General features: G+C 38.0%; 23 protein-coding genes. 11 read left to right on the top strand and 12 right to left on the bottom strand.

Annotation, left to right across the window (positions count from 1 at the left end):
- Positions 1-486 precede the first annotated feature (486 nt).
- Complete coding sequence (locus IPI99_06480; protein MBK7340157.1) at positions 487-2,199, top strand: hypothetical protein; 1,713 nt, start codon at positions 487-489, stop codon at positions 2,197-2,199.
- An 89-nt stretch (positions 2,200-2,288) separates the two neighbouring features.
- On the opposite strand, the gene IPI99_06475 is transcribed toward IPI99_06480, so the two are convergent.
- The 7 genes from IPI99_06475 to IPI99_06445 form a co-directional block, all read right to left on the bottom strand.
- Positions 2,289-3,041 (bottom strand): GLPGLI family protein, encoded by a 753-nt coding sequence (locus IPI99_06475; GenBank protein ID MBK7340156.1) that lies wholly within the window; start codon positions 3,039-3,041, stop codon positions 2,289-2,291.
- A gap of 11 nt (positions 3,042-3,052) precedes the next feature.
- Positions 3,053-5,887, bottom strand: a complete 2,835-nt coding sequence (locus tag IPI99_06470) for an outer membrane beta-barrel protein (GenBank protein ID MBK7340155.1) — start codon at positions 5,885-5,887, stop codon at positions 3,053-3,055.
- Between the two features lie 59 nt (positions 5,888-5,946).
- Entirely contained in the window at positions 5,947-7,110 is a 1,164-nt protein-coding gene (locus IPI99_06465; protein MBK7340154.1) for an aminotransferase class I/II-fold pyridoxal phosphate-dependent enzyme, read from the bottom strand.
- Positions 7,088-8,251 carry an acyloxyacyl hydrolase gene (locus IPI99_06460; protein MBK7340153.1) on the bottom strand — a complete coding sequence of 388 codons (1,164 nt, stop codon included), beginning with the start codon at positions 8,249-8,251 and terminating at the stop codon, positions 7,088-7,090. Before IPI99_06460 ends, IPI99_06465 begins: the two co-directional genes overlap by 23 nt.
- Positions 8,248-9,741 carry a histidine ammonia-lyase gene (hutH, locus tag IPI99_06455; protein MBK7340152.1) on the bottom strand — a complete coding sequence of 498 codons (1,494 nt, stop codon included), beginning with the start codon at positions 9,739-9,741 and terminating at the stop codon, positions 8,248-8,250. The genes IPI99_06460 and hutH overlap by 4 nt, the downstream gene beginning before the upstream one ends.
- Positions 9,742-10,060: 319 nt before the next feature.
- The gene (locus IPI99_06450) at positions 10,061-10,690 is read right to left on the bottom strand and encodes a hypothetical protein (GenBank protein MBK7340151.1); all 630 of its coding nucleotides are present in this window, start codon (positions 10,688-10,690) and stop codon (positions 10,061-10,063) included.
- Between the two features lies 1 nt (position 10,691).
- The gene (locus tag IPI99_06445; protein ID MBK7340150.1) at positions 10,692-12,506 is read right to left on the bottom strand and encodes a T9SS type A sorting domain-containing protein; all 1,815 of its coding nucleotides are present in this window, start codon (positions 12,504-12,506) and stop codon (positions 10,692-10,694) included.
- Positions 12,507-12,799: 293 nt separating this feature from the next.
- Here IPI99_06445 and IPI99_06440 point away from each other — a divergent pair, with 293 nt between their 5' ends.
- The 5 genes from IPI99_06440 (at position 12,800) to IPI99_06420 (ending at position 16,176) form a co-directional block, all read left to right on the top strand.
- Positions 12,800-13,321, top strand: coding sequence for an OmpH family outer membrane protein (locus IPI99_06440; protein ID MBK7340149.1), 522 nt, complete (start codon positions 12,800-12,802; stop codon positions 13,319-13,321).
- A 58-nt stretch (positions 13,322-13,379) separates the two neighbouring features.
- Positions 13,380-13,898: an OmpH family outer membrane protein gene (locus tag IPI99_06435; protein MBK7340148.1), complete on the top strand. Its 519-nt coding sequence runs from the start codon at positions 13,380-13,382 to the stop codon at positions 13,896-13,898.
- 25 nt (positions 13,899-13,923) lie between these two features.
- Positions 13,924-14,751, top strand: coding sequence for a glutamate racemase (locus IPI99_06430; GenBank protein ID MBK7340147.1), 828 nt, complete (start codon positions 13,924-13,926; stop codon positions 14,749-14,751).
- Positions 14,752-14,816: 65 nt separating this feature from the next.
- Positions 14,817-15,536 carry a DUF4197 domain-containing protein gene (locus IPI99_06425; GenBank protein ID MBK7340146.1) on the top strand — a complete coding sequence of 240 codons (720 nt, stop codon included), beginning with the start codon at positions 14,817-14,819 and terminating at the stop codon, positions 15,534-15,536.
- 13 nt (positions 15,537-15,549) lie between these two features.
- Complete coding sequence (locus tag IPI99_06420; GenBank protein ID MBK7340145.1) at positions 15,550-16,176, top strand: hypothetical protein; 627 nt, start codon at positions 15,550-15,552, stop codon at positions 16,174-16,176.
- A 69-nt stretch (positions 16,177-16,245) separates the two neighbouring features.
- Here IPI99_06420 and IPI99_06415 read toward each other — a convergent pair whose 3' ends face one another.
- From IPI99_06415 to IPI99_06400, 4 genes are read right to left on the bottom strand one after another with little or no spacing between them, the layout of a single operon-like run.
- Positions 16,246-17,538: a DUF2851 family protein gene (locus tag IPI99_06415; protein ID MBK7340144.1), complete on the bottom strand. Its 1,293-nt coding sequence runs from the start codon at positions 17,536-17,538 to the stop codon at positions 16,246-16,248.
- Positions 17,508-18,014, bottom strand: a complete 507-nt coding sequence (locus tag IPI99_06410) for a dihydrofolate reductase (protein MBK7340143.1) — start codon at positions 18,012-18,014, stop codon at positions 17,508-17,510. The genes IPI99_06415 and IPI99_06410 overlap by 31 nt, the downstream gene beginning before the upstream one ends.
- Positions 18,015-18,026: 12 nt before the next feature.
- Positions 18,027-19,121, bottom strand: coding sequence for an aminopeptidase (locus tag IPI99_06405; protein ID MBK7340142.1), 1,095 nt, complete (start codon positions 19,119-19,121; stop codon positions 18,027-18,029).
- A gap of 8 nt (positions 19,122-19,129) precedes the next feature.
- A complete protein-coding gene (locus tag IPI99_06400; protein MBK7340141.1) occupies positions 19,130-20,062 on the bottom strand; it encodes a hypothetical protein in 933 nt (310 codons plus the stop codon).
- 231 nt (positions 20,063-20,293) lie between these two features.
- Between IPI99_06400 and IPI99_06395 the strand changes: the two genes are divergently transcribed.
- The 3 genes from IPI99_06395 to obgE all read left to right on the top strand — a co-directional run bounded on the left by IPI99_06395 (position 20,294) and on the right by obgE (position 22,508).
- The gene (locus IPI99_06395; GenBank protein ID MBK7340140.1) at positions 20,294-20,845 is read left to right on the top strand and encodes a C40 family peptidase; all 552 of its coding nucleotides are present in this window, start codon (positions 20,294-20,296) and stop codon (positions 20,843-20,845) included.
- Between the two features lie 66 nt (positions 20,846-20,911).
- The gene (locus IPI99_06390; GenBank protein ID MBK7340139.1) at positions 20,912-21,502 is read left to right on the top strand and encodes an adenylate kinase; all 591 of its coding nucleotides are present in this window, start codon (positions 20,912-20,914) and stop codon (positions 21,500-21,502) included.
- A gap of 13 nt (positions 21,503-21,515) precedes the next feature.
- The gene (obgE, locus tag IPI99_06385) at positions 21,516-22,508 is read left to right on the top strand and encodes a GTPase ObgE (protein MBK7340138.1); all 993 of its coding nucleotides are present in this window, start codon (positions 21,516-21,518) and stop codon (positions 22,506-22,508) included.
- Between the two features lie 13 nt (positions 22,509-22,521).
- On the opposite strand, the gene IPI99_06380 is transcribed toward obgE, so the two are convergent.
- Entirely contained in the window at positions 22,522-23,706 is a 1,185-nt protein-coding gene (locus IPI99_06380; protein ID MBK7340137.1) for an aspartate aminotransferase family protein, read from the bottom strand.
- A gap of 122 nt (positions 23,707-23,828) precedes the next feature.
- Between IPI99_06380 and IPI99_06375 the strand changes: the two genes are divergently transcribed.
- The gene (locus tag IPI99_06375) at positions 23,829-24,968 is read left to right on the top strand and encodes a DUF255 domain-containing protein (GenBank protein ID MBK7340136.1); all 1,140 of its coding nucleotides are present in this window, start codon (positions 23,829-23,831) and stop codon (positions 24,966-24,968) included.
- A 28-nt stretch (positions 24,969-24,996) separates the two neighbouring features.
- The gene (locus IPI99_06370; protein MBK7340135.1) at positions 24,997-25,740 is read left to right on the top strand and encodes a DUF1295 domain-containing protein; all 744 of its coding nucleotides are present in this window, start codon (positions 24,997-24,999) and stop codon (positions 25,738-25,740) included.

Raw genomic sequence — 25,740 nt, 5'->3', positions numbered from 1 at the left:
TCGTGGGCTTTTTTGTTCAAATGCATATTTTTTATTTTAAAATATCGAACTAACACCATAGAGTCACCTTCAATCACTTAAAGATCAACTCTAATTACAATAGATAAGAAAAAAGGATGTAAAATTTAAGTGCAAAATAAAATTTTTCAAAAAATGAATATCCTATTTTCTGATTATCATATGTGATTTATCCATCATCATTTACAAAACTATATAAAAAAAAAAAAAATGACATAACATATTTAAATATATTTGTTTCTATAATATGTTAATCAATTCCCCTTTTCAAAGAATTCAAAATAAAATTCTAAATTTTCATAACCGATACCTTATTTCCAACTTTTGGAAACAACATCCTATTTTCATATATCTTTTATTTGGCGCTCATATTCTAAGTGCAATCTATCTGAGAGGAAGATCAAAGGATTTCATTACTTTTGCATTTGGAAAAAAGCTTTGAACGTGTCCAAAAATAGAAATTCATTTATGAAAAGAAGGAGGTCCAAAAGTAATGGTATGTTGATGTGGAAAACGCTAACCCTAATTTTATTTCTGGTTTCGTTATCCATTTTACCTTGCATCGCTCAAGGAGATTACGTTTCACCCACTTTAATTGATAAGCAATTCATTGAGGATAATGAAATCAATTCCGGAACTTTAAACTCCATACATTCAGATGTCAGGCCAATGAGCAATGCCAGACTACTTCAATCTGTTGAGACCATAACCACTCAGGATAAGTTTCCCAACCTTTTGTTATACCAAAATTTGTCCTGCAACTATTTGCCTTTGTGTAAAGAAGACTCATTATCCTCTACAATAAAATCAAAGTCCATACTCCGATACTTCTTCACGCACCCGCCTCATCTTTTTGCTGTATCTGGACAAGATTATCAACTAGCGATAGATCCTATGTTAGAAGAAATGGTTGGCAAGTCTGATCATTCGGTTCTACTAACAAACAAAAGGGGATTGAGCATAAAAGGCCACCTAAAAGAAAAATTATTTTTTTCTGCATCCGTGACTGAAACACAAGAAGTCGTTCCTGAGTATGTGCAAGAATATGTCAACTTATACAATGCACTTCCGGGCGCAGGATTTCTAAAGCGTTACGACAGTAGATTTTTTAAATCAGAATCTGCTTATGATTATCTGAGCTCTGAAGGAGGAGTCAGCTATCATACAGGAAAACATATCGATGTCAGCCTGGGACATGGCAGGCATTTCATTGGATATGGTGTGAGATCATTATTTTTATCAGACGACAGTGCTCCTTATTTTTACCTGAGACTTAATAGCTATTTTTGGAAAATTAATTACCAGAATATATTTGCAGAACTGACCCCTGAAAGCAAATTTGAGACCACAGACCACTTATTAGACAAAAAGTATTTGGCAGCGCATTACCTCAGTATCAACATCCTCAAAAACTGGAGCCTGGGTTTATTTGAGTCGGTCGTCTTCTCCAGAAAAAACCAATTTGAACTTCAATATTTGAACCCTCTCATATTATATCGCTCTGTTGAACAATCCATAGGCAGCCCTGACAATGCTATGATAGGTTTACAGTCACAACTCATACTATGGAAAAAAATCAAGTTATATGGTCAACTGCTGTTAGATGAATTCGTACTCAAAGAATTGGTTTTTGAAAATAAAAACTGGTGGGCGAACAAATATGGAATTCAAGCAGGTGTACTTTACAGTTCTGCATTTGGTATTAAGCAATGGGATTTGCAGATGGAATACAATACGGTGAGACCGTACACTTATTCATTTCGGGATAGTTTAGCCAATTATAGTCATTACCACCAAGCTTTGGCACATCCACTTGGTGCAAATTTCAAAGAGCTGATATTGAAATCAAGGTTTAATTATAAAAGACTGCAATCTGACTTTGGACTTTTTTTCATCAACAAAGGCCTGGATGATAGAAACTCAAACTACGGAGGAAATATTTTAAAATCTCATTTAAGCAGGGTGTCGGATTATTGCAACTTTACCGCACAAGGAATCGCTCAAACTATCATGTTCACTCAACTAAACTTTCAATTCAGACTATGGCAAAGCATTTACCTGACAACTGAATGTGCTGTAAGAAATGAAAATCTAAAACAAATTTTAGCCAACGAAAAAAAAGATTGGTGGTTAAAAGCAGGAATTCGATGGAACATTCAACCAATGTATCGTATCTTTTAATTGTTAGATTACAGTGCTGAATACAATAGTTATCAAAAACCAATTGAATATTTCTCAACTCAAAATCCATAGATTTTATACTACTTGCATTAATATCTCAATGATCGAAATGGATTCTTCTGTGCCTGAATACTTGAATTCATAAACTTCAAAATCGCTTTATTCAGGGTAGAATAATTTACTTTCTTTGCTTTTGATTTTGGAAAATTGATTTCTCGTGGCTCTTCAGAAAATCGAACTGAAACTGCAGTGATTGTCGCTGAGCCACCGTTAATGTTTAACTCCATAATTGCTCCCGGTAAGCCAAAATAAGCTTCTGGACCAGCTTCGGTCAGTATCTGATCTGTAAACCAAGCCACAACTGTTTGATTTTTTACTGTATCTCTTGTTTCAGCTTTCATGCAAAGATAACCATTGACGTCTTTGATTTCATTTCCGATTTTCCAGACCGGTTTGATCAAATCATCTTCACACAGATAAATCTTATCCAACATTTCATGCCACTCTCTGACCTTCTTTTCTTTAAAATTTCGGTAAATGACGTACATAGAATTTCTCCAGCTATATCTATACGAAGACTCGTTAGCCAAATTTTGCTTTTGTTGATAAAAAGATACCTCAGGTGTAAAATACAATTCGTAAGTTTCTTTGAATTCATTTGTATTTCTGGAATTTGTAATCGCAATGCGGTCTTTTTCCTCCTGACTTAGATATGGCATTTGCGACATTATTTTAGACCAGGATTCCTGTCTTTCATAAGTGATAGTTCCGCTGGTTTTCTTTTGAGCAAAAACCGAACTTTGGAAAGCCAATATGCAAATAAAAAAAATATACCTGTTCATGATTTTATTATTTAATCCCACCACCCTCTGTTTTTCTGTAAAGAGGTTTTAAATCCTCGCATGTTGTAACTCAGTGTCAACATCAGATAACGCGATAAAGTTTCAGTCACGGAGGTAGTCAGATAATTGGATTGAGCTACCTGCGAAATTCCTTGATTCTTGTTTAGCACATCATACGCCGAAAGTCGGATTTCGGCGCGTTTATTTTTCAAGAATAAATAATATAAAGAACTATTGAGTATTGGCGTTTCTGAAAAATAATCCGTCGTCAGATTCTTTACTGAACTATAAGCAAAACTTGTGGACCAAAATAATCCAAAGGGAAACTTGAAATTGAGTTCGGCTGAGTGATTTGCATTTTCCAATTTTTGAGATTTTAGCTCATTACTTTCGTAATCCGTAGTAGAAAAACTCATTCGCCCATTGAGAAATAATGAAAACCAATCAACCAAAGTGATGTTGACCCGTACTGATGGTGTATGTCTGAGAGTAATTACATCCGACACTACTTGGTTAATCAACAAGGAACTCAATGAATATCCCATATTATAATTCAACCTCACAGTTAATTTATTCTGAATGACAGGAAAACCAAATCTCAATCCTCCATTGATATCATGACCTTTTCCAAAATTGATCGGTTGGGTCTTTGTGACACTAAATGAATCCACCTCTTGAGATCGTATAATTTTATCTTCTGTAAGTGTATACGTTGCGTTAAAACCATAATCCATAGATGTGGCTCTGCTATGTTTGCTTAGTTCTCCATTAAAACGATGTCTCAATTCTGGATTCAAATCTGGATTACCTACAAAAATACTGATAGGATTCGTAAGATCTATTACAGGAATCAGATCGCGGACACTCGGTTCACTGACAGACATACCGTAATTTAAACTGAACCATCTGTTTCTCTTCATGTCATAATTCAATTCAAAATTCGGAAGGACGTTGTTGTAATTCTTTTCAGCAGAATAATCCACTCCGGATAATGGCCAACTATAGTCACCGATTATTTTAATGTTTTGTAACGCAGCACCCAAGGATATATTCAAACCATTGTAACTATATCTTATGGAACTTCCTATCCTGGCAGTATATACTCTATTATCATTCAATCGGGTAAGCGTTGAGTCCGGAATGGACAATGCCTGCTCTTGATTGAAAACATCTCGGTTGTAGTCCGTTTTCTGTATAAAATAATTCACAAATGATTCACTGAAAAATCTCTTCTTGATAGGTTCAACATAGAGTGCAGCCGTTTTGAATAATTGCTTCTTATTGATACTTTCCGTCAACTGATCCAGGATATAGAATGAATCCAAGGCATTATTGTCATAATAATTTGTGTAGGCATCTTGCGTCAGGTCTCGAACAGAGTTATTCAGACTATAAGATCCGCTCCATGCCATTGCCCTTCCCTTCTTTTTCAATTTTTTTCTAAAAATCATACTACCTTGAACGTACTGAATGTCATTATCCGTAAAATTATCTGATTTCAGGTCATTGAGTTTCTGTTGATTTTCTGAGATACTTTCGGAAATAAAATTTTGATCGCTTCGCTTACTTCCCAAATTGGATTTGAAAGAACTGACAAGCGTCGTCGCTGAATCAACAGAATGTTCTACACGAATATCAGCAGCATGCGCGAAATTTGAATTTGAAGATTTCCTGGTTTCGTCACGATAGTAGTTGCCTTCAGGAATAAAATACTGTGATTCTGTAGCAGTCAAGCGATCCAACTTATCCAAATTGTAAAAATACATTGAACTCAACTTTGTCTTTTTCCAATCATAATTGAGATTCACACCGGCAGAATATTTTTTTGGAAATCCACTCGCCTCACCACTGAAAAAACCCGAACTCAATTCATCATTGTCTTCAGAATCTGAAGATCCCAACAGGATGTATCTCCTTCCTGAACTCTCTGCAAATCCGAAATCCCCACCATCATTCCAATTAAAAGAATTACTTCCTCTGAAATCCTGATAGTCATTCCATCCTAAACCATTCCGTCCTGTGTTATTACTTACTCCTATCAAACTCAATTGCCATTTGTCGTTAAACTGATTATAGTTTCCTTTTATCTCTAATCTCTCTTCTGTACCTCCACCGGCTGCAATTTTTCCGAATCCACCTTTCTTAAATTCATCTTTCATTTCCACATTGATGGCTTTGTCACTAGGTCGCGAACTGTATCCGGTAAGTTTTTTTTGCTCGTCTACATTATCAAATACCTGGACTTTCTTGATACCTTCAGCAGGGAGATTTTTTGTGGCTTGCTTTGGATCGTCCCCAAAAAAACGCTTGCCGTCGACTGTTACTTTTGTCACATCTTTTCCATCAGCTTTTATGCTTCCGTCATTTTCAACTTCGATACCCGGTAACTTTTTCAGGAGTTCCTCCATAGTAGATCCTTCAGGGACTTTGAATGCTGATGCATCGTATTCGATTGTATCACCCTTGATAATTAGTGGTGCTCGTGCCTCTTTAATTACAACTTCAAATAACTGAGTAGAAATTGGTTTCAAGACGATCACTCCCAGGTCCTTCATTCCACCTTGATCTGGAGTTACCATCACTTCATGTGGAAGAAAACCCACATAATTGCACCTGACTAAATAAGGTCTACGATTCAATCCCTGAGCCAGAAAAACTCCATCTTCATCTGCCCGCACATACTCTATTAATGTGGTATCTGAAGGATTGAGAAAAAAAATGGAAGCCAGACTCAATGGCTCTCCTGTTGTATCTCTGAGAATTCCTTTTATCGAAAAAGATTGAGACCAAGCATGTTGGAAAGTAAATAACAAAATAAACAGGAGTAAATTTCTAGTCAGTTTCATTCGTTTTAATTTTAATTCCTTCAGACCTATACTTGATGAGCGATAAAACGTAAAATCAATCAAAATGTTGGCCTCTTCAGGCGTTCCACAGCTTGTTCGACAGTACTTTCCTTTTTTGCAAAACAAAATCTAAGCAAATGTGGATCGTATCCATCATGATAAAATGCAGATAGAGGGATCAATGCGACCTTGTTGTTTTCTACGATATGGTCAGCAAATACAATATCTCCCATTCGCTGCATGGCCTCATGCGAAGCCAACAAAAAATAAGAACCTCTACAAGACAATGCACTGAATTCTGTTTGCTTCAAAAGATTTATCATGTGATCCCTTTTTTTCTGGTAAAAAGAAGATAGGTCCTTGATAAAATCAAAATTTCTTTCCAAAAAATATGAAGATGCCACTTGAGACGGATAATTTACAGAAAATAATGTAAACTGGTGCAGTTTTCTGTATTCGGCAGTAAGATGTGGAGGTGCGATATTGTAACCAATCTTCCAACCTGTATTGTGAAAGGTTTTACCAAAAGAAAATGTGACAATACTGCTTTCATACAACTCCGGATATTGAAGTGCGGATAAGTGCTTTTTACCATCATAAACCATAGCATCATAAACCTCATCCCATATCATCAATGGCTTCTGGAAATGAAGCAAAGAAATCAATTTTTGAAAATCCTCTTCTTCCCAAATCACCCCTGTAGGATTGTGAGGATTATTAAACAGAATTAATCTAATTTCTTGCGTACGAAGGGTTTGTTCTAATTTATCCCAGGGAATTTTAAATTCAGGCTCCTCCAATCGGATATAAATTGGTTCACCTTTATTCACCAATACTGAAGGTGCATAACTATCATAGGCAGGTTCGAAGATGATGACCTTATCACCCGGTGATACGAGAGTCGAGATAGCAGAATAAACACCTTGTGTAGCTCCAGCTGTAATGGTAATTTCTTCTTGGGCATCTATTTGAACACTGTATGTTTTTTGGATTCGCTTCGAAATATTTTCACGAAGGGGCAAAAAACCAGGCATTGGACCGTATTGATTATATCCATCTTGTGTAGCGCGATATAAAGCTTCACTCAGCTCACCGGGGCATGGAAAATCAGGAAACCCTTGTGCTAAATTTACAGCATCATTTTTCAATGCTAAGCTAGTCATCCTACTGAAAATCGATAATCCTGATTTTGGTAATTTGCTATTTAATAATTGCTTGTCCATGCGAATTGCTTTTGTGTTTAGCTGTTTTACGTTCAAATCTCAGACCCATCACCATTGCAAAATGATCCGCTGCTCCTTGATAACTCTTTAAGCAAAATCCTATATTTGGCCTCAAGATTTGACAAATTGAAATTGGAATCTGATACAATAAAGTTAATTTATTATACAAACGAAAAACATTTAAAATTTCATTTGATGAAAGTAAATATCCTAAACGAAATTCAAATGAGAGGTCTCCGAATAACCATTCGTGTGATGCAAAAGCTTGAATCTGAACGCTTTTTTTCCAGCGCTCATGCGTATCAGACTCAAGTTCACTACGGTAAAGCCAATAAGACGTTCTCCCGTGATACTCTAGATCCATACCAGTCCTGACATACCTGTATGGCTTGTATTGATACGCAATATCGTCGCTGAAACCTACAACAGGAAAAGATGGCCCACCTATTATTTTCCCTTCTTTGGCTGCATAGGAGATGAGCCATTGAGAAGACCACTTTGATCGAGGTTCATGGATTTTTAGATCTGATGACCGAGCTGGTCTATTCATGGAATATCGCAACGAAACATCTGCCTGAAATATATTTAAACCCAGATTTGGTGCTTTCCTGTTGCCATTGGAAAAATGTGCAATGTATATTCCCAACCTCCAACACATTCTCTCTCCAATTCTTCGCTGAAAACCAGCGGATGCATTTACAGAAATATTATAGTGCGATCCGATAGCCGTCTGTAGAGGATTATTGACTATATGGAATGGTTTTGTGAGGTAAGCCATACCAAAACCAGTTCTTACATACATACTCCATTTGTTTGAATCTCTGGTATTAAAATCCAGAAATGGGTTGATGCTCCACACATCTCCCAGAATCTGTTGAGGCGCCCCGAGCTCACCATGATAGAGCTGCACTCCAACTCGTGGAAATCCATAATATCGCGTCCAATCATGTGTTCCACCCGTCTGCCACAACACTGCACCACGAAAAAACTGGCTCACCCCTCTGGGACGATAAGCGAACTTTTCAGAATGTGGTACGATTCTACCAACTGAATAAGCGATCTCCCAGTCAGGCACACTGACCTGTGCATAGAGGGAAATGCCCAAACAATAAAAAATGAAACTGGAAAGCAATCTGATCATTGAGGAAAATCTAACTCCCCGAGAAAGTTAACTGTCGGTTTGTATTCTTCAGAAGGAATATGGTCTTGTATCTTGAGAGCTACTACAGACCTATAATGAGTGATCCATTTTTGAAGTATGTCGCTCGTATTCCACCCTGCGCGCCAACACCATGCTCTGGAAGCAGTCATCCATTCCATGGCGAGTATTTGCCACAAGTGTTCGATGATCCGATTGCATTGCAAAGCAGCATTTGCTGCCATACTTACATGATCTTCTTGACCTTTGCTGGTCACTATAGAGTCAACCGAAGCTGGAGTAGCGAGTTGTTTGTTATAACTAACCAATGAAGCTGCAGAATACTGAACGATCATATAACCTGAATTGACTCCTGGTTCTTGCGTCAAAAAATCAGGTAGGCCTCGCTGACCAATGATGATCTGGTACATCCTGCGCTCTGCAATATTTCCAACTTCTGCCAGGGCAATCTTTAAAAAATCTGTAGCAAGAGCCAGACTTTGAGCATGGAAATTCCCTCCTGACAAAACATCTCCATTTTCAAAAATAAGGGGGTTGTCGGTGACGGCGCTGATCTCCTTTTCGGCAACTGATTTCACATAATCCACAGCGTCCTTGCTCGCTCCGATCACTTGAGGTATACATCTGAACGAATAAGGATCCTGAACTGAATTCTTGCTTCTTGTGAAAATCTCACTCCCTGCCAAAATGCTGCGAATATGGCTTGCTACCCAAATCTGTCCATCCTGGTTTCTCAATAAATGGATCCGTTCATCAAAAGCATCCATATTTCCGTTAAATGCTTCTAAGGAAGCACAAGCGCAAATTATTGCGGTTTGCAGTAACTTTTCAGCTTCAATTGTGCAATTGATCAATTGGGCCAGGCTAAATTGGGTTCCGTTGATAAGTGCAAGACCTTCCTTTTCTTTCAATCCGGGCAATACAGTTTGGTGATTCCTGAAAAAGTCTGCAGAAGCGTACCGAACACCATTGTGGTACAAGAAACCCTCACCTATACACAGAAGGCTACAATGTGAAAGTGGTGCCAAATCTCCGGATGCTCCCAGGGAACCTTGTTCAGGTACTTCTGGCAAGATATTTTCATTGAGTAGCATGATCAAAAACTCTATTAGCTCATACCTGACCCCGCTGTGACCTTTAGCTAGGGATATGATCTTGAGAAGAATCATCCACCTGACTACCCTTTGGTCTGCGGACATGCCTGTACCACAACTATGAGACCTGATGAGATTGTGCTGAAGAGTCTCCAGTTGATCCGCATTGATGACTTTGTCACAGAGTATACCAAAACCGGTATTGATACCGTAAAATGTCTTACCGGAGCCTAACAAATCTTCTTCGACCATCCTGCGATTGTCCCGAATCTTCGCAATTGTCGATTCGGACAATCTTATCTTTCGTGTATGATTCGCTACAGGGAGTAAATCCGAGATCCTTTGATTTTCACTTGAGTCTAATATCCAATCTTGCATAAGCCCCAAATATAAATATAATCTCTACCAGCTAGTTTCAGTATTTTCATTTTACCTAATGAAATTTTACTCGAGTTTATTGATTATGCTTTGATAATGAATAAGGAATTATTGAAATAATAAGTGGGTATGATGGCAACAAAAGATATGATATCACTTTATCAGTTAATAATCAAGTAAAGAACATCAAAAAAAATGGAATCAGGTTTGTCCTTTCATCATCAAACTTACCTGATTCCACTGATTAAATAGGAAGGCGTAATAAAGATAATATCCACCCTATATAATTTTCACCTAGAAATGAAAACAAAATAAATAATTAAAAGTCATTAATCAATTTGGCAATGATAATGCCATCTTCAAATTGCAAATCCCTAACTTCAAACATATTGTTGTGCAAATCAAAATCATATTTCAACATGCACCTGAATCTTGCTTTTACAATTCTTGTGACAGGATTAAAATCTATTATTTTCAATACATTGTGCGAATTATCCTCCCGGTTACTTTCAAAATGATAACTACCAGAAGCAGTACAACCTTCTTCCCTCAAATAATAATAAGTTGCATTACAGTAAATCGTTTCTCCTAATGTGAAACTTCCGGGTGCTGCATCAAATTTCTGCAACAATAGCTGTTCTACTGGAGAACCAAAGTCATTAAACTGGTACAAAGAAATGTCAATTTTATTGAGTTCAGGATAATAATATACATTTGGATAATAGAACTTCTTCTGTCCATTTACAACGGCAGTAGCACAGCCATTATATCTCGTATTTCGACTGTTTCCCTCCTGCATTTCGCAGCTGGTAAATGCAATTGCATCAGGTGTCTCCCAGTTCAGCTGAAATTCAGCTGTTTCATCAATATTAGCTTGGACAGGATTTTCTTGTGCGTGAACGTATGTATAAACCATACAAACTAATGCAAATAGGAATGTGCTTTTCATATTAATTTGCTTTGAAAAATGACTTAATTTCTGTCTGATGGTCATAAGTCATCTGAACATAATATATCCCGTTAGCCAAACTCCTCGATGGTACAAATATATCATATTCTGACTTCCCAGTGATTTCTTTAATCACTACTCCTTGAACATTATAGATTCTGAACACAGGACTGCCAGCAGAAATTTGGTTGGAAGACTGATACCAATGAATTTCAATTTGATCTTCACTTGGTGAATGAAACACATCCCACTCCATACTTTCTTTTGCTCTGCTAGTCACACCTGCTATGCACTGTTTGCGCAAAGTTTTACTATTGATAAATACATTGCCCTGATGATAAATTTTTGTCTTAACAAAAAGCACATTGAATATCGGAACATTGAATGTACAGATATTACTGGTGGATCTTGGGCAAATCAAAGTATAATTTACACCATTTGTGCTGTAGAAAAATTCATACTCTGTCACTCCAGGTACGTGGCAATTTGTGGGAGAATTTCTTGTTGGCTTGGTTTCAATGGTTACAGTAGTTGGTGTACAGTCATTGTCAAAGTCTGATGTGCTTGTGTAAGAGCAGGTAGAACTGGGTTTTAGTTCTGCTACAGTGCATCCATAAGCATTCATATTGCACACATTATTATGATCGGCGTCACCGATAGGTACACCCAAATGTTTCAATTTTGGGGTAGAGTAATAATTTATCCTCTTCATGTTTTTGGTATTATCCATCAGCGTTCCTCTGGTATAAACATTGGGTACTGTAAAAATATAGCCTCTTCCCGGAGGTGCAGTAGGATCGTCGGTATGCCTTCCGTTGAGCCAATGTCCGATCTCATGTATTCCAGTAAAGTCGGCATTGAGTACCTGAGCCACTTTTGCGACCGCACAACAGCCGGCATAATTGCTTGGAGGTCCGTTAGTTGCTGGAGTAGATGCTGCTGCATAGGTCTCTCCCGGACCGCAAATATCGTTGATCACTCCAAACAATACATCAGCTTGATACTGTTCTCTCAATGTTTTTAATTGCCCGGAAAGTAAGATAGAGTAAATATTCATTCTAGCTAACTCATACAAAACGTCACCATCTCCACCTACGTCGTTTGAAATCTCCATTCCTACTAGAGTAATTCTGTGGACTACTCCAGATCTTTTGAATGAAGAATTTGCTTGATCCACAAGTGTAACGGCAACCGGCAAAAAGTTGGCACCATTGTATCTACTTGCTACAGAAGCGGTTATAATGAATAACATCCTAATATCACAAGCAGGTACCCGGATATTACAATCAGGCTCGATCCAGGTGCCATCTCCCGGATTGCTTAAGCCCACACAGGTTTGATCACCATAATTGTCCTGGTAATTGAGAAATACCTGCACATCATCGCTCAGAGGCATTAGCCTGTAAAATCCTGTGGCAGTGTTGATTTCCATATAGAGCTGATTGTCATGCATATTAATGTTGATGTATTCTTCACCTGCATCGTCTGTAATCAGTCCAATGTATTCATAATTCGTTTCTGAAGTATAATCAAAATGAAGAGTTATCCAACTCATGGGAGATCCGTCTCCTGGTAGTAGGGTGGACAAATTGCCATTGGTAATCGCTTGGATCAAGTTTGATTTTGACACAGAGACAATCTGGGAGTTGATCACGTCAGCACTCGAGATCAGATATTGATGTAAACCTACTTGTCCGGCTGGCAATCCCGGAGGCATGGGCACTTGTGGAAAGTTTACCACTTGGGCAAACATTCTGCTCGATGTTAACAATAGGAGAAAAAGCCACAGTTGGCGGGATAGGATTCGGTTTTTCATGCGGAATATTTAAAGTGATTAAAAGGCAAAACTAAATAAGTAATTTGAAAAATTAATGAGCATAAAAATTATTTTTTTCAATATTTTATATTGTTAATTATTATATTTAAAATATTTAATATTTATTTAATTTATATATAAATAAATGCCGGTGGTTAAATTCTCGTTAAATCCATTATTTGCCAAACGGTTGACTTTTAAACGGAGTTAGAGTCCCTGAGTCTCAGTAGTGTGTAGTTCGAAAAAGTCCACTACCTTTGAATCAGAGTTTTAAAACATCAAAAAATTAAAAAATGAATTTATTGAAATCCCTCTTTTTTGCCGCTCTGGCAATGTGCTTTAGCCAAGTGAATGCTCAAAAGTTTGCACTCGTTGATGTAAACAAAGTGCTCGAAAGTGTCGATGATTACAAAAAAGCCCAAGAAGAATTAGACAAAATGGCTGCGACTTGGAAGCAAGAAATTTCGTTGGAATATGACAAGATCAAGGCCATGTACAATAAGTACCAGGCGGAACAGGTCCTTCTTACTGAAGAGCAGAAAAAAGCCAAAGAAGAAGAGATCATGAACAAGGAAAAGGACGTCCGTAAGCTCCAAAAAGACAAATTTGGTGAAGAGGGCGAATTGTTCCGCAAACGTCAAGATCTTGTCAGGCCGATTCAGGAAAGGGTGTATGGCGCCATCCAGGATTATGCCGTCGGAAAAAGTCTGGATGTAATATTGGATACTAGCGGATCCGCCGGAGTCATATATTACTCTAAAGAAATGGACAAGACAGAAGAAATCATCAAAAAGATAAAGATGATGCCTCGCTAAGACTTTTGCTATCTGTCTAAAAGTCTATATTTGCACACTCAATTATTAAGCATACAAAATGAAATTCAAGTTATTTTTATTGTCATTAGGAATAATCCTTATTTCTTTATTTAATTCTTCGAATCTTTCTGCACAAAAATTTGGCTATTTGAATTCTCAGGCATTGTTGTCTGAAATGCCTGAAGTCAAACAAGCTGATGCAGAACTGCAAGCTTTACAAACTCAATTGGAGAAAAAAGGCCAACAAATGGTACAGGATCTTCAAACCAAATATCAAGATCTACAGAGAAGAGAACAATCAGGAGAAATCTCGCCAAAAGCTCTTGACGAGGAAGCGGGCAAACTGAAAGCACAAGAAACCGAGATCAGTAAGTTTGAGGAAGACATGCAAAAAGAACTGGCCACAAAACGCCAGCAGAAATTGCAACCACTTCTGGACAAGGTAAATACTGCTATAAAGCAAGTGGCCACAGAAAATCAGTTTACCTACATATTTGATTCAAGCGCAGGAATCCTTTTGTATGCGCAAGAAACCATGGATGTAACGGCTCTGGTAAAAACAAAGCTGGGCATTTAATTTCGTCGAAAATAATTAAAATACATTGTCTGGCCGCCGGGAACTTCCAATAGGCATATTTGATTCAGGCATAGGTGGCTTGACAGTCGCCCATGAAATTGAAAAGATCCTTCCCGGTGAGCAGATCCTTTACTTTGGTGATTCTGCTCACATGCCCTACGGAGACAAATCAATTGATTTGATCCGCTCTTATGCACTTTCAATTGCAGATTTTCTTGTCAACAAACAACATTGTAAGGCTCTCGTTATCGCGTGTAATACGGCTTCAGCAGCTGCTTATGAAGTGCTTAGAGACGAATTCAAGGGCAATGTCCCGGTGATCAACGTAATCGACCCCATGGTGGAATACATCATATCCAAAGAGGAAATTCACCACGTAGGTCTCATAGCAACCAGTACTACTGTCAAATCCAATGTCTATCAAGAAAAATTCAGTCGGAGGAAACCGAAACTCCGATATTCGGCCTTGGCGACGCCTCTCCTTGCTCCCATGATTGAAGAGGGATTTTACAACGATCATATCAGTGATGCCATCTTGCACCAATACTTAGATGACCCACACCTGGCAGGAATTGATACCTTGGTACTCGCATGCACACACTATCCTTTGATCAAAAAAGAAATTTCTGCTTTTTTCAAACATCAAATCGGTGTTGTCGATTCTGCAGAAGTAGTAGCTACAAAACTTAAACAAATCCTCAAGAATGAAAGCTTAGAGAATCTTTCAGGTGCAAAAAATACAAACCGATTTTATGTTTCTGATTTGTCGAGTAATTTCGAAAAAACTACAAGGATTTTCTACGGAGAAAATATTCAATTGGAATATTGTTGGCCTCATCCCGTAATTTTATAAAAATTTCACAAGATTTTAACCAACTAAATTCAAAACCATTCGTCTAATTAATAAAAATGTCAAACATGATAAATCGATTTTATATTTCAATACCGGTAGTTGTTCTGATGCTCACATTTGTGTCATGCAGTGGACAATTTGGTAACATTCTAAAAGAGGTTGGTCTTGAAGAAGTAAGTACTGAGGAAGTCGCAATGGGTTTGAAAGAAGCTTTGACTTCAGGCACAAGTAAAGGCTCTGATCAATTAAGTGCAAGGGATGCCTTTTATAAAAGTATATACAAGATAGCCTTGCCACAAGATGCCAAAAATGTTTGCGACAAACTTCGAGTAATTCCGGGATTTACAAAACTCGAAGATGACATGGTCCGTAAAATCAACTACGCTGCTGAAGATGCCGCAAAAAAGGCAAAACCAATATTCGTACAAGCGATCAAGCAAATTACTATCAAAGACGCCTGGAATATTCTACGTGGCTCAGACAATGCCGCTACCGAATATCTTCAAAAAACGACCACCCAGGCATTATACGCAGAATTTAATCCGGTGATCACTCAGGCACTAAATCAACAGGGTGCTCTTGATTTGTGGTCCTCGGCAGTGACTAGTTACAATAAAATTCCTTTTGTCAAACAAGCAAATCCTGATATAGCTGCGTACGTGACAAACAAGGCTTTAGACGCCCTATTCAGCAAGATTGCAATTGAAGAAAAAAATATCAGGAATAATTTAGCAGCCAGAACTTCTGATCTTTTGAAAAAAGTATTTGCCAAACAAGACAAATAATATTGATTCAAAAATGAATTTATTCTTCTTTAAAATCTCTGCACTTTGTCTTGCTCTTGGAGCTTGTGCAACCAAATCCATTTCTCCAAGACAACAGTTCAGCGGAATGTACAAGGTTCGCATCGAACTGCAAAAAAATAAATTGCAAATGCCGGGATTGAGGGACTCTGTGGAAGTAGGAATGAAGTCCGCACAAAAAGCATTGTCAGAAGCACAACATATGACTGATTTGGATTTGACCAAGATTGATACGAGTACCATTGAAGGAAAGGTAGAATATTCAGCTACTGCATTTGCTAAGTCTATATCCCAAATAGGAATTCAGTTAGGAAATGTAGGAGATGAGATCGGAAAATATGCAGACCAACTCTCAACAGAGTCTATATCAGGATTGGCTAGTTTTCTTGATCAGCAGATTTTTGAGGTACAGCTCTTTGAAGATGGCTCAATCAAAACTAAAGGAGATTTGATTTCCAGATTCATTTTTAAATTGTATCAATGGGATGTGAAAGACAACCAATTTGTCTTCTCTGATGAAAATAAAAATATAATTCAAAATTTTGAAATCCAAGAAAGAACTCAAAATTCTTTTGTAGCCCAAAACGATTTGCTCAAACTACATTTCCAAAAAATACAATAAGTTGCAGATTGACAAACTCATTCGATTTGTTTATAAGCCTTTCTCAAATAATTCTAATTCCACAGTCCATCATTTGAGTTTATGATGTAAGACATAATTACCAATTTGACATTGTAAACATTTCTTCAACGAACAATACTGCTTATTCAATTGGAGCATAGCTTGACTATCACCTGCATGCTGAGCTAGCCATGATTCAGAAGAGTACAGTTTAAGAATTGAATTTTGTTCTGCCGGTATAGTTTGAATCCATCGAAATGCTTTATCACATAACTCAGTTTTATTCATAACTTGTCCATAATAATATAAAACAGGACAAACTGCATTGATCAAGAGCAAATCCTGCACTTGCTTTCCAATGTGTTTAATTTTCTTAGGATGAGCGCTATCTTTAAAATGAAAATGATCACACCAAAAATCGCTTACAGGTTGTTGAAGTAATCGCCGGACTTCGCTCGTATCTTGTGCTTGCAGGATTTGATCAAATAAAGGAATGCTATGGCTCATCATTCCGGATAGTTGAGCCAATCTCAAAGTTGGAAAATGTTGTGGCCTCATTCGTAAAAATTTCCAGATGTGCCACGCCATTTTTTGAATTCCAAATTTTCTTTCTTGGTATTTGAACTCATTCAGCAATTTTAAGTAATACTCATCTCCCTCTTCATCATTCAAAAACCCCGCCGTCCCAAATAATAATGCTTCCATTTCAAACTGACGATTTGCCAAGCGTCTTATGATACTAAAATCAAGTTTCCCAAATAGCATTTCCATTGCATCACTGTTGGCTGGGGTCACCATGTAATGTGCAATGTATTGCCAGAGAAGATGTTCCCAATCGTAATTATTCCCCAAATGTGATTTTATTTTTACAGCTCTGTTTTCCCAACGTTCTGCCAGCATTCGATCTAACTGGTTGTTTTTGATGTGCTCGGGTACTTTTTGGATCCATTCTGCACAAGGCAGTTTGTAAGCTGTGTTTTTTAAAGCTTCATATTGTATGAGCAAATCCGGAGATAACAGTTCCTTCAACTCCAAACAATAAGATTGGTCCGCAGGGAAATTCTGCTTACTGTCATTCTTATACACAACATGAAGAATTACATTTTCATATCTTTCATCTCCTTTGTGTCCATGCAAAACCCAGTCTGAACTGAAGACATGTATTTCAATATGCCCTACCCAGACTACCTCATCTATCTTGACCTTAGCCATTAAAAAATCGGGACCCTGATGAATATTCCAAACACCGGGGTGAATTATTTGCAATAGTTGTCCCGTGGTAGTTTGCAATATTTTGCCTGAGAGCAATCTAGAGTTCCATACGTATTGTATCAGATCTTCTTTGATGTTTTTTTCATCCATGTACTAAATTGATAAGGGTATTTATTCTGTTCATCCGGGAGATGAGATTCAACATTGAGGCGCTCCCACTTACTGAAATCCAATGCAGGAAAAAATGTATCGCCATCAGGTACATTTAAATCCACTTCCGTCATATAAATTTTATGCCAGTAATGTATAGTTTGATTATAAATTTCACCTCCTCCTATGATGAAAATTTCATCGTTATCAATCTCTGAAGCCATTCGTATAGCTTCTTCCGAACTGTGAGCTATCAAGCAGTTACTCACAATATAATATGGATCTCTGGTAATAATGATATTTGTCCTGTAAGGCAATGGTCTGCCTATACTCTCAAAACACTTTCGGCCCATGATCACAGGATGCCCGCTGGTGACTTTTTTAAAAAATTTTAAATCCGCCGGCAGATACCATGGAATCTCGTTTTTTCTGCCGATTACTTTATTGTGAGCACAAGCAACTATACTGGAAATGATCATGAATTTATATTAAATGAGAAACTCTCCGTTTTCATAAATTAATTTGTCATCTACTATAATTTTGCCACCATCGCGCATATTTTTTATCAAATCCCAATGAATGCTGGATTGATTTTTTCCTCCACATTGCAAATATGATTGTCCTACTGCCATATGTACGCTACCTCCTATTTTCTCGTCAAATAAAATATTTCGTGTTGTCCTGGTGATATTATAATTTGTGCCAATTGCAATTTCCCCAAACCTTCTTGTACCTTCGATGGCAAAAACTTTCTCCAAAACATCTTGACCTTGATCTGCTTTGAATTCTTCAATCCATCCATCCTTGACTTTCAGATAAATGCCATGTACATCTTGACCCATCATCATTGTTGGAAAATCAAAATAGATTTCTCCATTGACTTGATCTTCAATTGGGCTGGTAAAAACTTCTCCAGAAGGCATGTTGGATTTGCCATCAGAATTGATCCAGGTTCGTCCCTCAACTCTAGCTGTCAGTTGATGTTTGCCATGAATATAACTGATCCATTTGCTTGAATTTAAATAATCTACAATTCCTTGCTGCATGTGACTCAATTTTTTCCAATGATCACTAGGTTCATCCTTATCTAAATAACAAGCGTGTATGATGAAATTTTTGTAATCCTCCAATGACATTTCTGCAAAGTTTGCTCCTGCTTCGGTTGGATATTGACATAAGGATCTTTTCAAACTTCCATTCCCCAATCTTTGGAAATAAATTTTGGAAAACTCTGCGCTTGCTTGTGTCCTGAGTTTCAATTTCTCGGCATCAGCTACAAATCTATTCCTATTGATAAATGGTGCTCTTATCAATAAATATGCTGTACACTTGGAAATCAAATCAAGCAAATTTTCATCCGGTTTGGCAATGATTTCCTTGTCGGCATAACTCAACAATATCTCTTCTTGTTGGTCAAACTCCCATACAATATCTACACGAACATTTTTTTGACTTGCAAGCCTGAAAATCTCCCTGACCAGTGTTTCTGCCAAAGTGGTACTTCGAATCAACAAATGGTCACCCGGTCTCAAATAGAGGCTATACTCTGTGATTAACTTTGCATATTTTTCTTCAAAATTCATATGGTCAATTAATTATTTATTTTGTTCTGGATTCTCAAATGTTCTATTTTTAAATGCAGTGCTTTTGAAAGGTAAATATTCCTGTACAAATGTTGCCATTGACAAGGCGTGATCGAATTACCTTCAGCATTGTACCCCATGATATTTTGACTTCCGCTGTCCCAATTGTTGCAAGTACCGCCATGGGGACCTCCGCAATCGTTAAAACAAGGATTGCTGTGACACTCTTTATTGGGATCAATATCAATACCCTTGCATTCATTATCACAATAGAAACTGTGACAGAGCCCAAATGTATGGAACACTTCATGATTCATCAAACCTGCAAAAGCCCACCAACCCCAGGGACCATGATATCGGGCATTATCATGAGCATCCATCATGACGACTTCATTACAATAATGCATCCCGCAGGCATATCCCCTGCACTGAAAATCTTTCTCTTTATCAATATCGTAAAATACAACGTGCATTACTTTTTGGTCATACACTCTCTTGATATCGCGATAAGATTTCCAAAACCAAATGCCACCAAAACTGTCCCTGCCTTCATTTGGCTCAGAATAAAGTTGATAGCGTATATGGCTGTCTCCTACATAACTTCTCGGACTGCTAGGCGAAAATTTCAAGTCTCGCAATACCCAATTTGCATGATTGATGAGCAACTGGGTCCAAAAAATTCCATTGTAATACAAGGTATCATCCTTGCTTCCCGGGTAGAAGTTTCCTGTTTTAGAATCTACAAAATGAATATTCACGAAAATGGTAACATAAGGCAATTGAGCTGTGTCTAGGTTCTCAATGGCCTGCCTGATCAAGCTTGAATCAGAAACTTTCAACTGGCTGCTTGAATCAATGGTGCGATGTTTATGCAAAATACTACAAGAAAACATGGCTACAATAAAAAATAAGATTAGTATGGCCTTCAACAACGCTGACATAATCCGATTGTACTTCACAAGATAGCATAAATTTAATCTACTTCGGGTATTATAACAGTTTGGAAAGGAAGCTTATGCTTTTATAAAATGGATCGATAACAAGGTTTTAACCTTTTGTTTAAAGCATAAATGGACCAAAAAGAGTTAAAATAGGAGGACTTTCCTATACTTGAGGTTGAGAGGGTCAAAGTTTATGTGAACAATATATTAAATACATTATTAATATATAATATGCTGTACTTTAAAAATATAATGCTGGTATTTGCCATATTGACTTCTAGCATACCAAAGTCTGATGTCAATGGATCCACTTCACCATGGCACTCAGAAAAAGTCTCCATACAGTCCAAAGAAGATAAGCTTAGACTTGTAATCATCACACTTGCACGTGAAATGAAGGGAAGCAAATATCGCAAAGCCGGAAAAAAGCCGGGTGGATTCGACTGCTCGGGCTTAGTTCAATATGTTTATGGGAGAATGGAAATGCCCATGGCAGCAAGCGCAGACGCCCAATCTCAACAGGTAAAGAAAATTAAAGCAAAAAATGCTAAGCCGGGAGACTTGCTTTTTTTTGGAACGAAAAGCAGGATTCAACACGTGGGCATCGTGACAGAAAATGAAGATGACCATTTCCTCATGGTTCATTCATCCTCGACATTAGGAGTAATCGAGGAAGATATATTAACATCAGAATATTGGATGGATCGACTACAATTTGCAGCTTCCCTGACAGCGATCCAGAAAAAACTTAAGCAGGGCGATAAAAAAGAAAACGAAAAATAATTCAAAAAGTAGTTTTAGTCTGTTTAAAAACATCTCACAGATATACCCATTATATTTGCAATCGTTATGGATAACAATAAAATACATATTATCCTTTTTGGCCCTCCTGGAAGCGGCAAAGGAACTCAAGCTCAAAAACTCGTAAACCACTACGGATTGTACCATATTTCTACAGGAGATCTATTCAGATCAGAAACCTCTCAAAAAACTGAGTTGGGCTTAAAAGCCTTAGAATTTATGGCTAAAGGACAGTTAGTTCCTGATGACGTGACTATAGATATGCTCAGAAAAAAAGTTGCCTCGGAACCAAATGCTCAAGGATTCATATATGATGGATTCCCCAGGACAACAGCTCAAGCTGATGCATTGGATAGAATGCTTCAAACCTCAGGTGACAAAATCAGTTGCTTAATCGCTTTGGATGTCTCAGATGATGAAATCGTGAAACGAATATTGTTGCGGGGGCAAAGCTCGGGAAGGCCCGATGACAGCGATGAAAGTATCATCCGCAAAAGGATGGAAGAATACCGCAATAAAACTTCAGAAGTATTTGATTATTACAACCGGAAAGGTCTTTCATTCCAAGTATCGGGTTTAGGATCAATCGAAGACATTTATACTCGACTGACAGGATGCATCGACGAGGTTATTTGCTGAAACATTTTTAAAATTGGCTGAACAAAATTTTGTTGATTATGTAAAAATCATGTTTCGTTCCGGACATGGTGGTGCTGGATTTGTCCATTTTTTTCGATCTAAAGGTGTTCCTAAAGGTGGACCGGATGGTGGTAATGGTGGGCGAGGTGGACACATCATATTGAGGGGGAATGGACAACTTTGGACACTATTGCATCTCAAATATCGCAAACATATTTTCGCCAAAGATGGCACAGGAGGTGGTGAAAACAATTGTACGGGTTCAGATGGCGAGGATGTGATCGTAGATGTACCCCTGGGAACGATAGCTGTTGATCCTGAGACCGGAGACAAACTGCTTGAAATAACTAATGAAGACGAACAAAAAATACTCCTGCCAGGAGGAAGAGGTGGCAAGGGGAATGCCTTCTTTACTTCCTCCACACATCAGGCACCGGACTATGCCCAACCCGGAGAGGATGGTAAGGAATCTTGGATCGTACTTGAACTCAAGATTCTTGCGGATGTAGGTTTAGTAGGTTTTCCGAATGCCGGTAAATCAACCTTGCTTTCTTCATTATCAGCAGCCAGACCTAAAATAGCAGATTATGCTTTTACGACCCTAACCCCACAGTTGGGAATCGTCGCTTATAGAGATGGCAGATCTTTTGTAATGGCAGATATACCCGGAATCATCGAAGATGCACATTTAGGCAAAGGTTTGGGAACTCGTTTTCTAAGACATATTGAGCGTAATAGTTTACTCTTGTTCATGATTCCTTGTGACAGTCATGAGATCAAAAAAGATTTTCAGATCCTGGTTAATGAGTTGAAACAACACAATCCTGAACTACTGGACAAACCTCGTTTACTGGCAATTACCAAAACCGACATCGTGGAACCGGAGTGGCTTAAACTCATTAGACCAGAATTGCCTGACGGAATAGAAACGGTATTTATTTCTTCGGTTACAGGAGCAGGTCTGGATGCACTCAAAGATTCCATTTGGAAGTTGCTTCAAACTTAAGGTCTTACTTAGCCTACAGTTTTTTGAGGCAAACCACCAGTCTTTCTATTACCAGTTCCAATTCACTATCTGAGATGATAAGTGGCGGTGCTATTCTCACACATTGCGGCGCAAATAAGAAACTCTCCATCAGAAGTTTGGATTGAAATGCTAAAGCCAACAACTCAAGGCTTTTGACTGTAGTGGACATGTCAATGGAAATCAATGCTCCCGCAGATCTGATGGATGCTATTCTGGAATACTTTTTCAACTCTGAAGTAAAAAATTCTTCAATCACTATAGCTCTGGAACTCAGATTTTGATCCATTAAGGTCCTCAATGTAGCTGCAGCTGCTGCCGCACTCAATGGGTTCCCGCCAAATGTGCTCAAATAAGATAAACCTGGCTTGGATGCCAATAAGCCGATATGTACCGATGATCCAACCACGGCTGAAATAGGTAAACCTGAACCAAGGGCTTTGCCTGTGAGCAACAGATCAGGAATAATGCCATATTGTTGAAATGCATATAGGCTTCCTGTCCTGCCTATACCCGTCTGTATTTCATCAAAGCAAAGCAAAATATTCATTTGCTTGCACTTCTCCCTCAATTGATAGAGCCATTCAGGATTTGCCTTGATGACACCTGCTTCTGCTTGCACCACTTCCAGGATAATTACTCCAATATCCTCTACAAGTTGATCCAGTTCATTTTCTTCGTTGAATCCCAATTGCAAAATACCGGGTACTAAAGGTCTAAAAGCTGCACTATGTCCCTTATCTGATCTCAGAGACTCAGCAGCCAAGGTACTTCCATGGTATGCTTGCCGACATGCAGCTATTCTACAGCCGGGTTTATGAAGTCTAGCTATTTTGAATACAGCATCGATAGTTTCACTACCCGTATTGAGAAAGTAAAAACAATCCAATGACTCAGGCAATACCGACCTTAAAATTTGAGCTAGCTGGAGTTGAGGGCTCTGCAGGTGTTCTCCGTATACCGTAGTATGCAGGTACAAAGCCATCTGTTCACTTATGGCTTTGAGCACATTCGGATGGCGATGGCCCAGATTGCTCACGCTGAAACCACTGGAGAGATCTATATAATCCTGCCCGTGTTCATCTCTCATCCAACATCCCTCTGCATGAACGGGATGAAACATTTGTGGTGTGTGACTCGTTTGTCCTATTTGATTCAGGAACTGCCTGCGTAGATACATTTCGATGATTTGCGAATAGAATTTTCTGAGTCAAATTTCGTTTTTTCTTCACCATCTTTGCATGAATCTAAATTCTATTTATGGTAATTCGGGATATTAAACTGATTTTCAGTCTCTTTATCATGAGCTCCACGATATTTGGACTCAACGCTCAAGAGTCTGGTATCGAATTTTTCAAAGGAAGCTTTCAAGAAGCGTTGGATAAAGCAAAAACTGAAGACAAACTCATCTTCATGGATGCATTCACCACCTGGTGCGGTCCATGCAGGAGAATGTCATCGAACGTTTTTCCTGATCCTGCAGTGGGTGATTTTTACAACCAAAATTTCATCAACTTAAAAGTTGACATGGAAAAAGGAGAAGGCCCCACTTTAAGCGGTAAATATAGTGTAGCTTCTTACCCCACTTTGCTTTACATCGACTTCAATGGCAAAATAGTCCATCGCTCCTCAGGAGGCAGGCCACCTGAAGCTTTCATAGAGCTTGGCAAGGAAGCGCTCAAAAAACAAGGTCGAGCAGAGGATTTTGAAAAAATGTATAATGAAGGAAAAAGGGATCCAAAAACTGTTTTGAATTATATAAGAGCCCTCAATCGGTCTGACAAATCTTCATTGAAAGTAGCAAATGATTACCTCGCATCGCAGCCTGATCTTTCGACAAAAGAAAATATTGATATCATCACAGAAGCTGCAACCGAAGCTGATTCTAAGATTTTTGATTACCTGATTCAATACAAAAACGAAATTATTAGAGATAAGACACTTACCGTTTTTCAAACAAAAGTTTATAATTGTTGTCAAAAAACCTTCAAGAAATCACTCGAATATAGAAACATTGAATTATTGAAAGAAGCTCAGGCGAAAATGAAACATTTTCCTGAAAAGCAACAGTTGTTTACATTACAAACCAATGTGCAATATTATTCAGAAACCGGCGAAGCAAAGTCTTTTGTAAAAAGTGCAAAAACTTATGTTTCTAAAATTGCAAAAAACGATGCTACAAAGTTATATGAAACCGCACAAACCGCTTTAAAATACTTTAAGGGAAATACAATGGTCATGTCTGCAGCAGAAAAATGGTCTAAAAAAGCTATGGAAAATGGAGGACAGGCGCATCAATATCTCAATTATGCTCTCATATTAGATGAAAACAAAAAACGTGCAAAAGCAATTGAAATATTGAAAATGGCCAAAACCCTACCATGTGACAAACCGGAAGTGATAGGAACGATAGATTATTTACTGAACGATTACCAAAAATAATTCCACGCAAATTCTATAATCTCAGATCATGGCATTGATTGAAGAATTCAATTCACAGGGAAACATATTATTTCGCTACAGGAGCTATATACCAATAATAATTCTCATTGCTGCATTGGTCTTATACTATTTTCAGCTCCACACCGGATTGGATAATTTTCACGGGTATTACCCTTGGCTTTGCCTCGGAGTTTCATTACTTGGGTTGATCATCAGAGTGTACACCGTAGGACATACACCCAAAAACACTTCAGGTCGAAATACAGGTGAAGGTCAGCTTGCTGACACTTTAAATCAAACTGGAATTTATAGTTTGGTGAGACATCCGCTTTATTTAGGAAATTTTTTAATGTACTTAGGACTTGCTATGATTACCGGTCACTTGTGGTTTGTGATCTCATTTGTGTTATTATACTGGTTATATTACGAAAGGATAATGTTTGCGGAAGAGCATTTTCTAAGAAATAAATTCGGTGAACAATACCTAAAATGGGCTGCAAGTGTACCAGCATTTGTCCCGAAATTAGGAAACATGGCCTCTCCGAATTTGAGCTTTAGCTGGAAAAAAGTATTGAAGAAAGAGAAGAATGGAATTGCTGCCTTATTCGGCTTATTTTATGTCTTTTATGCTTTCCACATTTGGGCCCTTCATCCTGAATTGTCTTACTGGAACAACATTTGGTTCTGCTTATTCGTAAGCAGTCTAACTCTTTATCTCATATTGAAAATCTTGAAATACCAAACCAACTGGTTGGAGCAGGAAGGTCGTTAA

Source organism: Saprospiraceae bacterium (genome assembly GCA_016710235.1).
Taxonomy (GTDB): Bacteria; Bacteroidota; Bacteroidia; order Chitinophagales; family Saprospiraceae; genus Vicinibacter.
The sequence above is the reverse complement of the archived record's forward strand: the minus strand, read 5'-3'. Positions and strand labels throughout refer to the sequence as shown.

What these genes read in the sequence shown, in the direction of transcription:
- IPI99_06480 (MBK7340157.1), top strand. Translation starts at nt 487, where the DNA reads ATGAAAAGAAGGAGGTCCAAAAGTAATGGTATGTTGATGTGGAAAACG.
- IPI99_06475 (MBK7340156.1), bottom strand. Translation starts at nt 3,041, where the DNA reads ATGAACAGGTATATTTTTTTTATTTGCATATTGGCTTTCCAAAGTTCG.
- IPI99_06470 (MBK7340155.1), bottom strand. Translation starts at nt 5,887, where the DNA reads ATGAAACTGACTAGAAATTTACTCCTGTTTATTTTGTTATTTACTTTC.
- IPI99_06465 (MBK7340154.1), bottom strand. Translation starts at nt 7,110, where the DNA reads ATGGACAAGCAATTATTAAATAGCAAATTACCAAAATCAGGATTATCG.
- IPI99_06460 (MBK7340153.1), bottom strand. Translation starts at nt 8,251, where the DNA reads ATGATCAGATTGCTTTCCAGTTTCATTTTTTATTGTTTGGGCATTTCC.
- hutH (MBK7340152.1), bottom strand. Translation starts at nt 9,741, where the DNA reads ATGCAAGATTGGATATTAGACTCAAGTGAAAATCAAAGGATCTCGGAT.
- IPI99_06450 (MBK7340151.1), bottom strand. Translation starts at nt 10,690, where the DNA reads ATGAAAAGCACATTCCTATTTGCATTAGTTTGTATGGTTTATACATAC.
- IPI99_06445 (MBK7340150.1), bottom strand. Translation starts at nt 12,506, where the DNA reads ATGAAAAACCGAATCCTATCCCGCCAACTGTGGCTTTTTCTCCTATTG.
- IPI99_06440 (MBK7340149.1), top strand. Translation starts at nt 12,800, where the DNA reads ATGAATTTATTGAAATCCCTCTTTTTTGCCGCTCTGGCAATGTGCTTT.
- IPI99_06435 (MBK7340148.1), top strand. Translation starts at nt 13,380, where the DNA reads ATGAAATTCAAGTTATTTTTATTGTCATTAGGAATAATCCTTATTTCT.
- IPI99_06425 (MBK7340146.1), top strand. Translation starts at nt 14,817, where the DNA reads ATGATAAATCGATTTTATATTTCAATACCGGTAGTTGTTCTGATGCTC.
- IPI99_06420 (MBK7340145.1), top strand. Translation starts at nt 15,550, where the DNA reads ATGAATTTATTCTTCTTTAAAATCTCTGCACTTTGTCTTGCTCTTGGA.
- IPI99_06415 (MBK7340144.1), bottom strand. Translation starts at nt 17,538, where the DNA reads ATGGATGAAAAAAACATCAAAGAAGATCTGATACAATACGTATGGAAC.
- IPI99_06405 (MBK7340142.1), bottom strand. Translation starts at nt 19,121, where the DNA reads ATGAATTTTGAAGAAAAATATGCAAAGTTAATCACAGAGTATAGCCTC.
- IPI99_06400 (MBK7340141.1), bottom strand. Translation starts at nt 20,062, where the DNA reads ATGTCAGCGTTGTTGAAGGCCATACTAATCTTATTTTTTATTGTAGCC.
- IPI99_06395 (MBK7340140.1), top strand. Translation starts at nt 20,294, where the DNA reads ATGCTGTACTTTAAAAATATAATGCTGGTATTTGCCATATTGACTTCT.
- IPI99_06390 (MBK7340139.1), top strand. Translation starts at nt 20,912, where the DNA reads ATGGATAACAATAAAATACATATTATCCTTTTTGGCCCTCCTGGAAGC.
- IPI99_06380 (MBK7340137.1), bottom strand. Translation starts at nt 23,706, where the DNA reads ATGTATCTACGCAGGCAGTTCCTGAATCAAATAGGACAAACGAGTCAC.
- IPI99_06375 (MBK7340136.1), top strand. Translation starts at nt 23,829, where the DNA reads ATGAGCTCCACGATATTTGGACTCAACGCTCAAGAGTCTGGTATCGAA.
- IPI99_06370 (MBK7340135.1), top strand. Translation starts at nt 24,997, where the DNA reads ATGGCATTGATTGAAGAATTCAATTCACAGGGAAACATATTATTTCGC.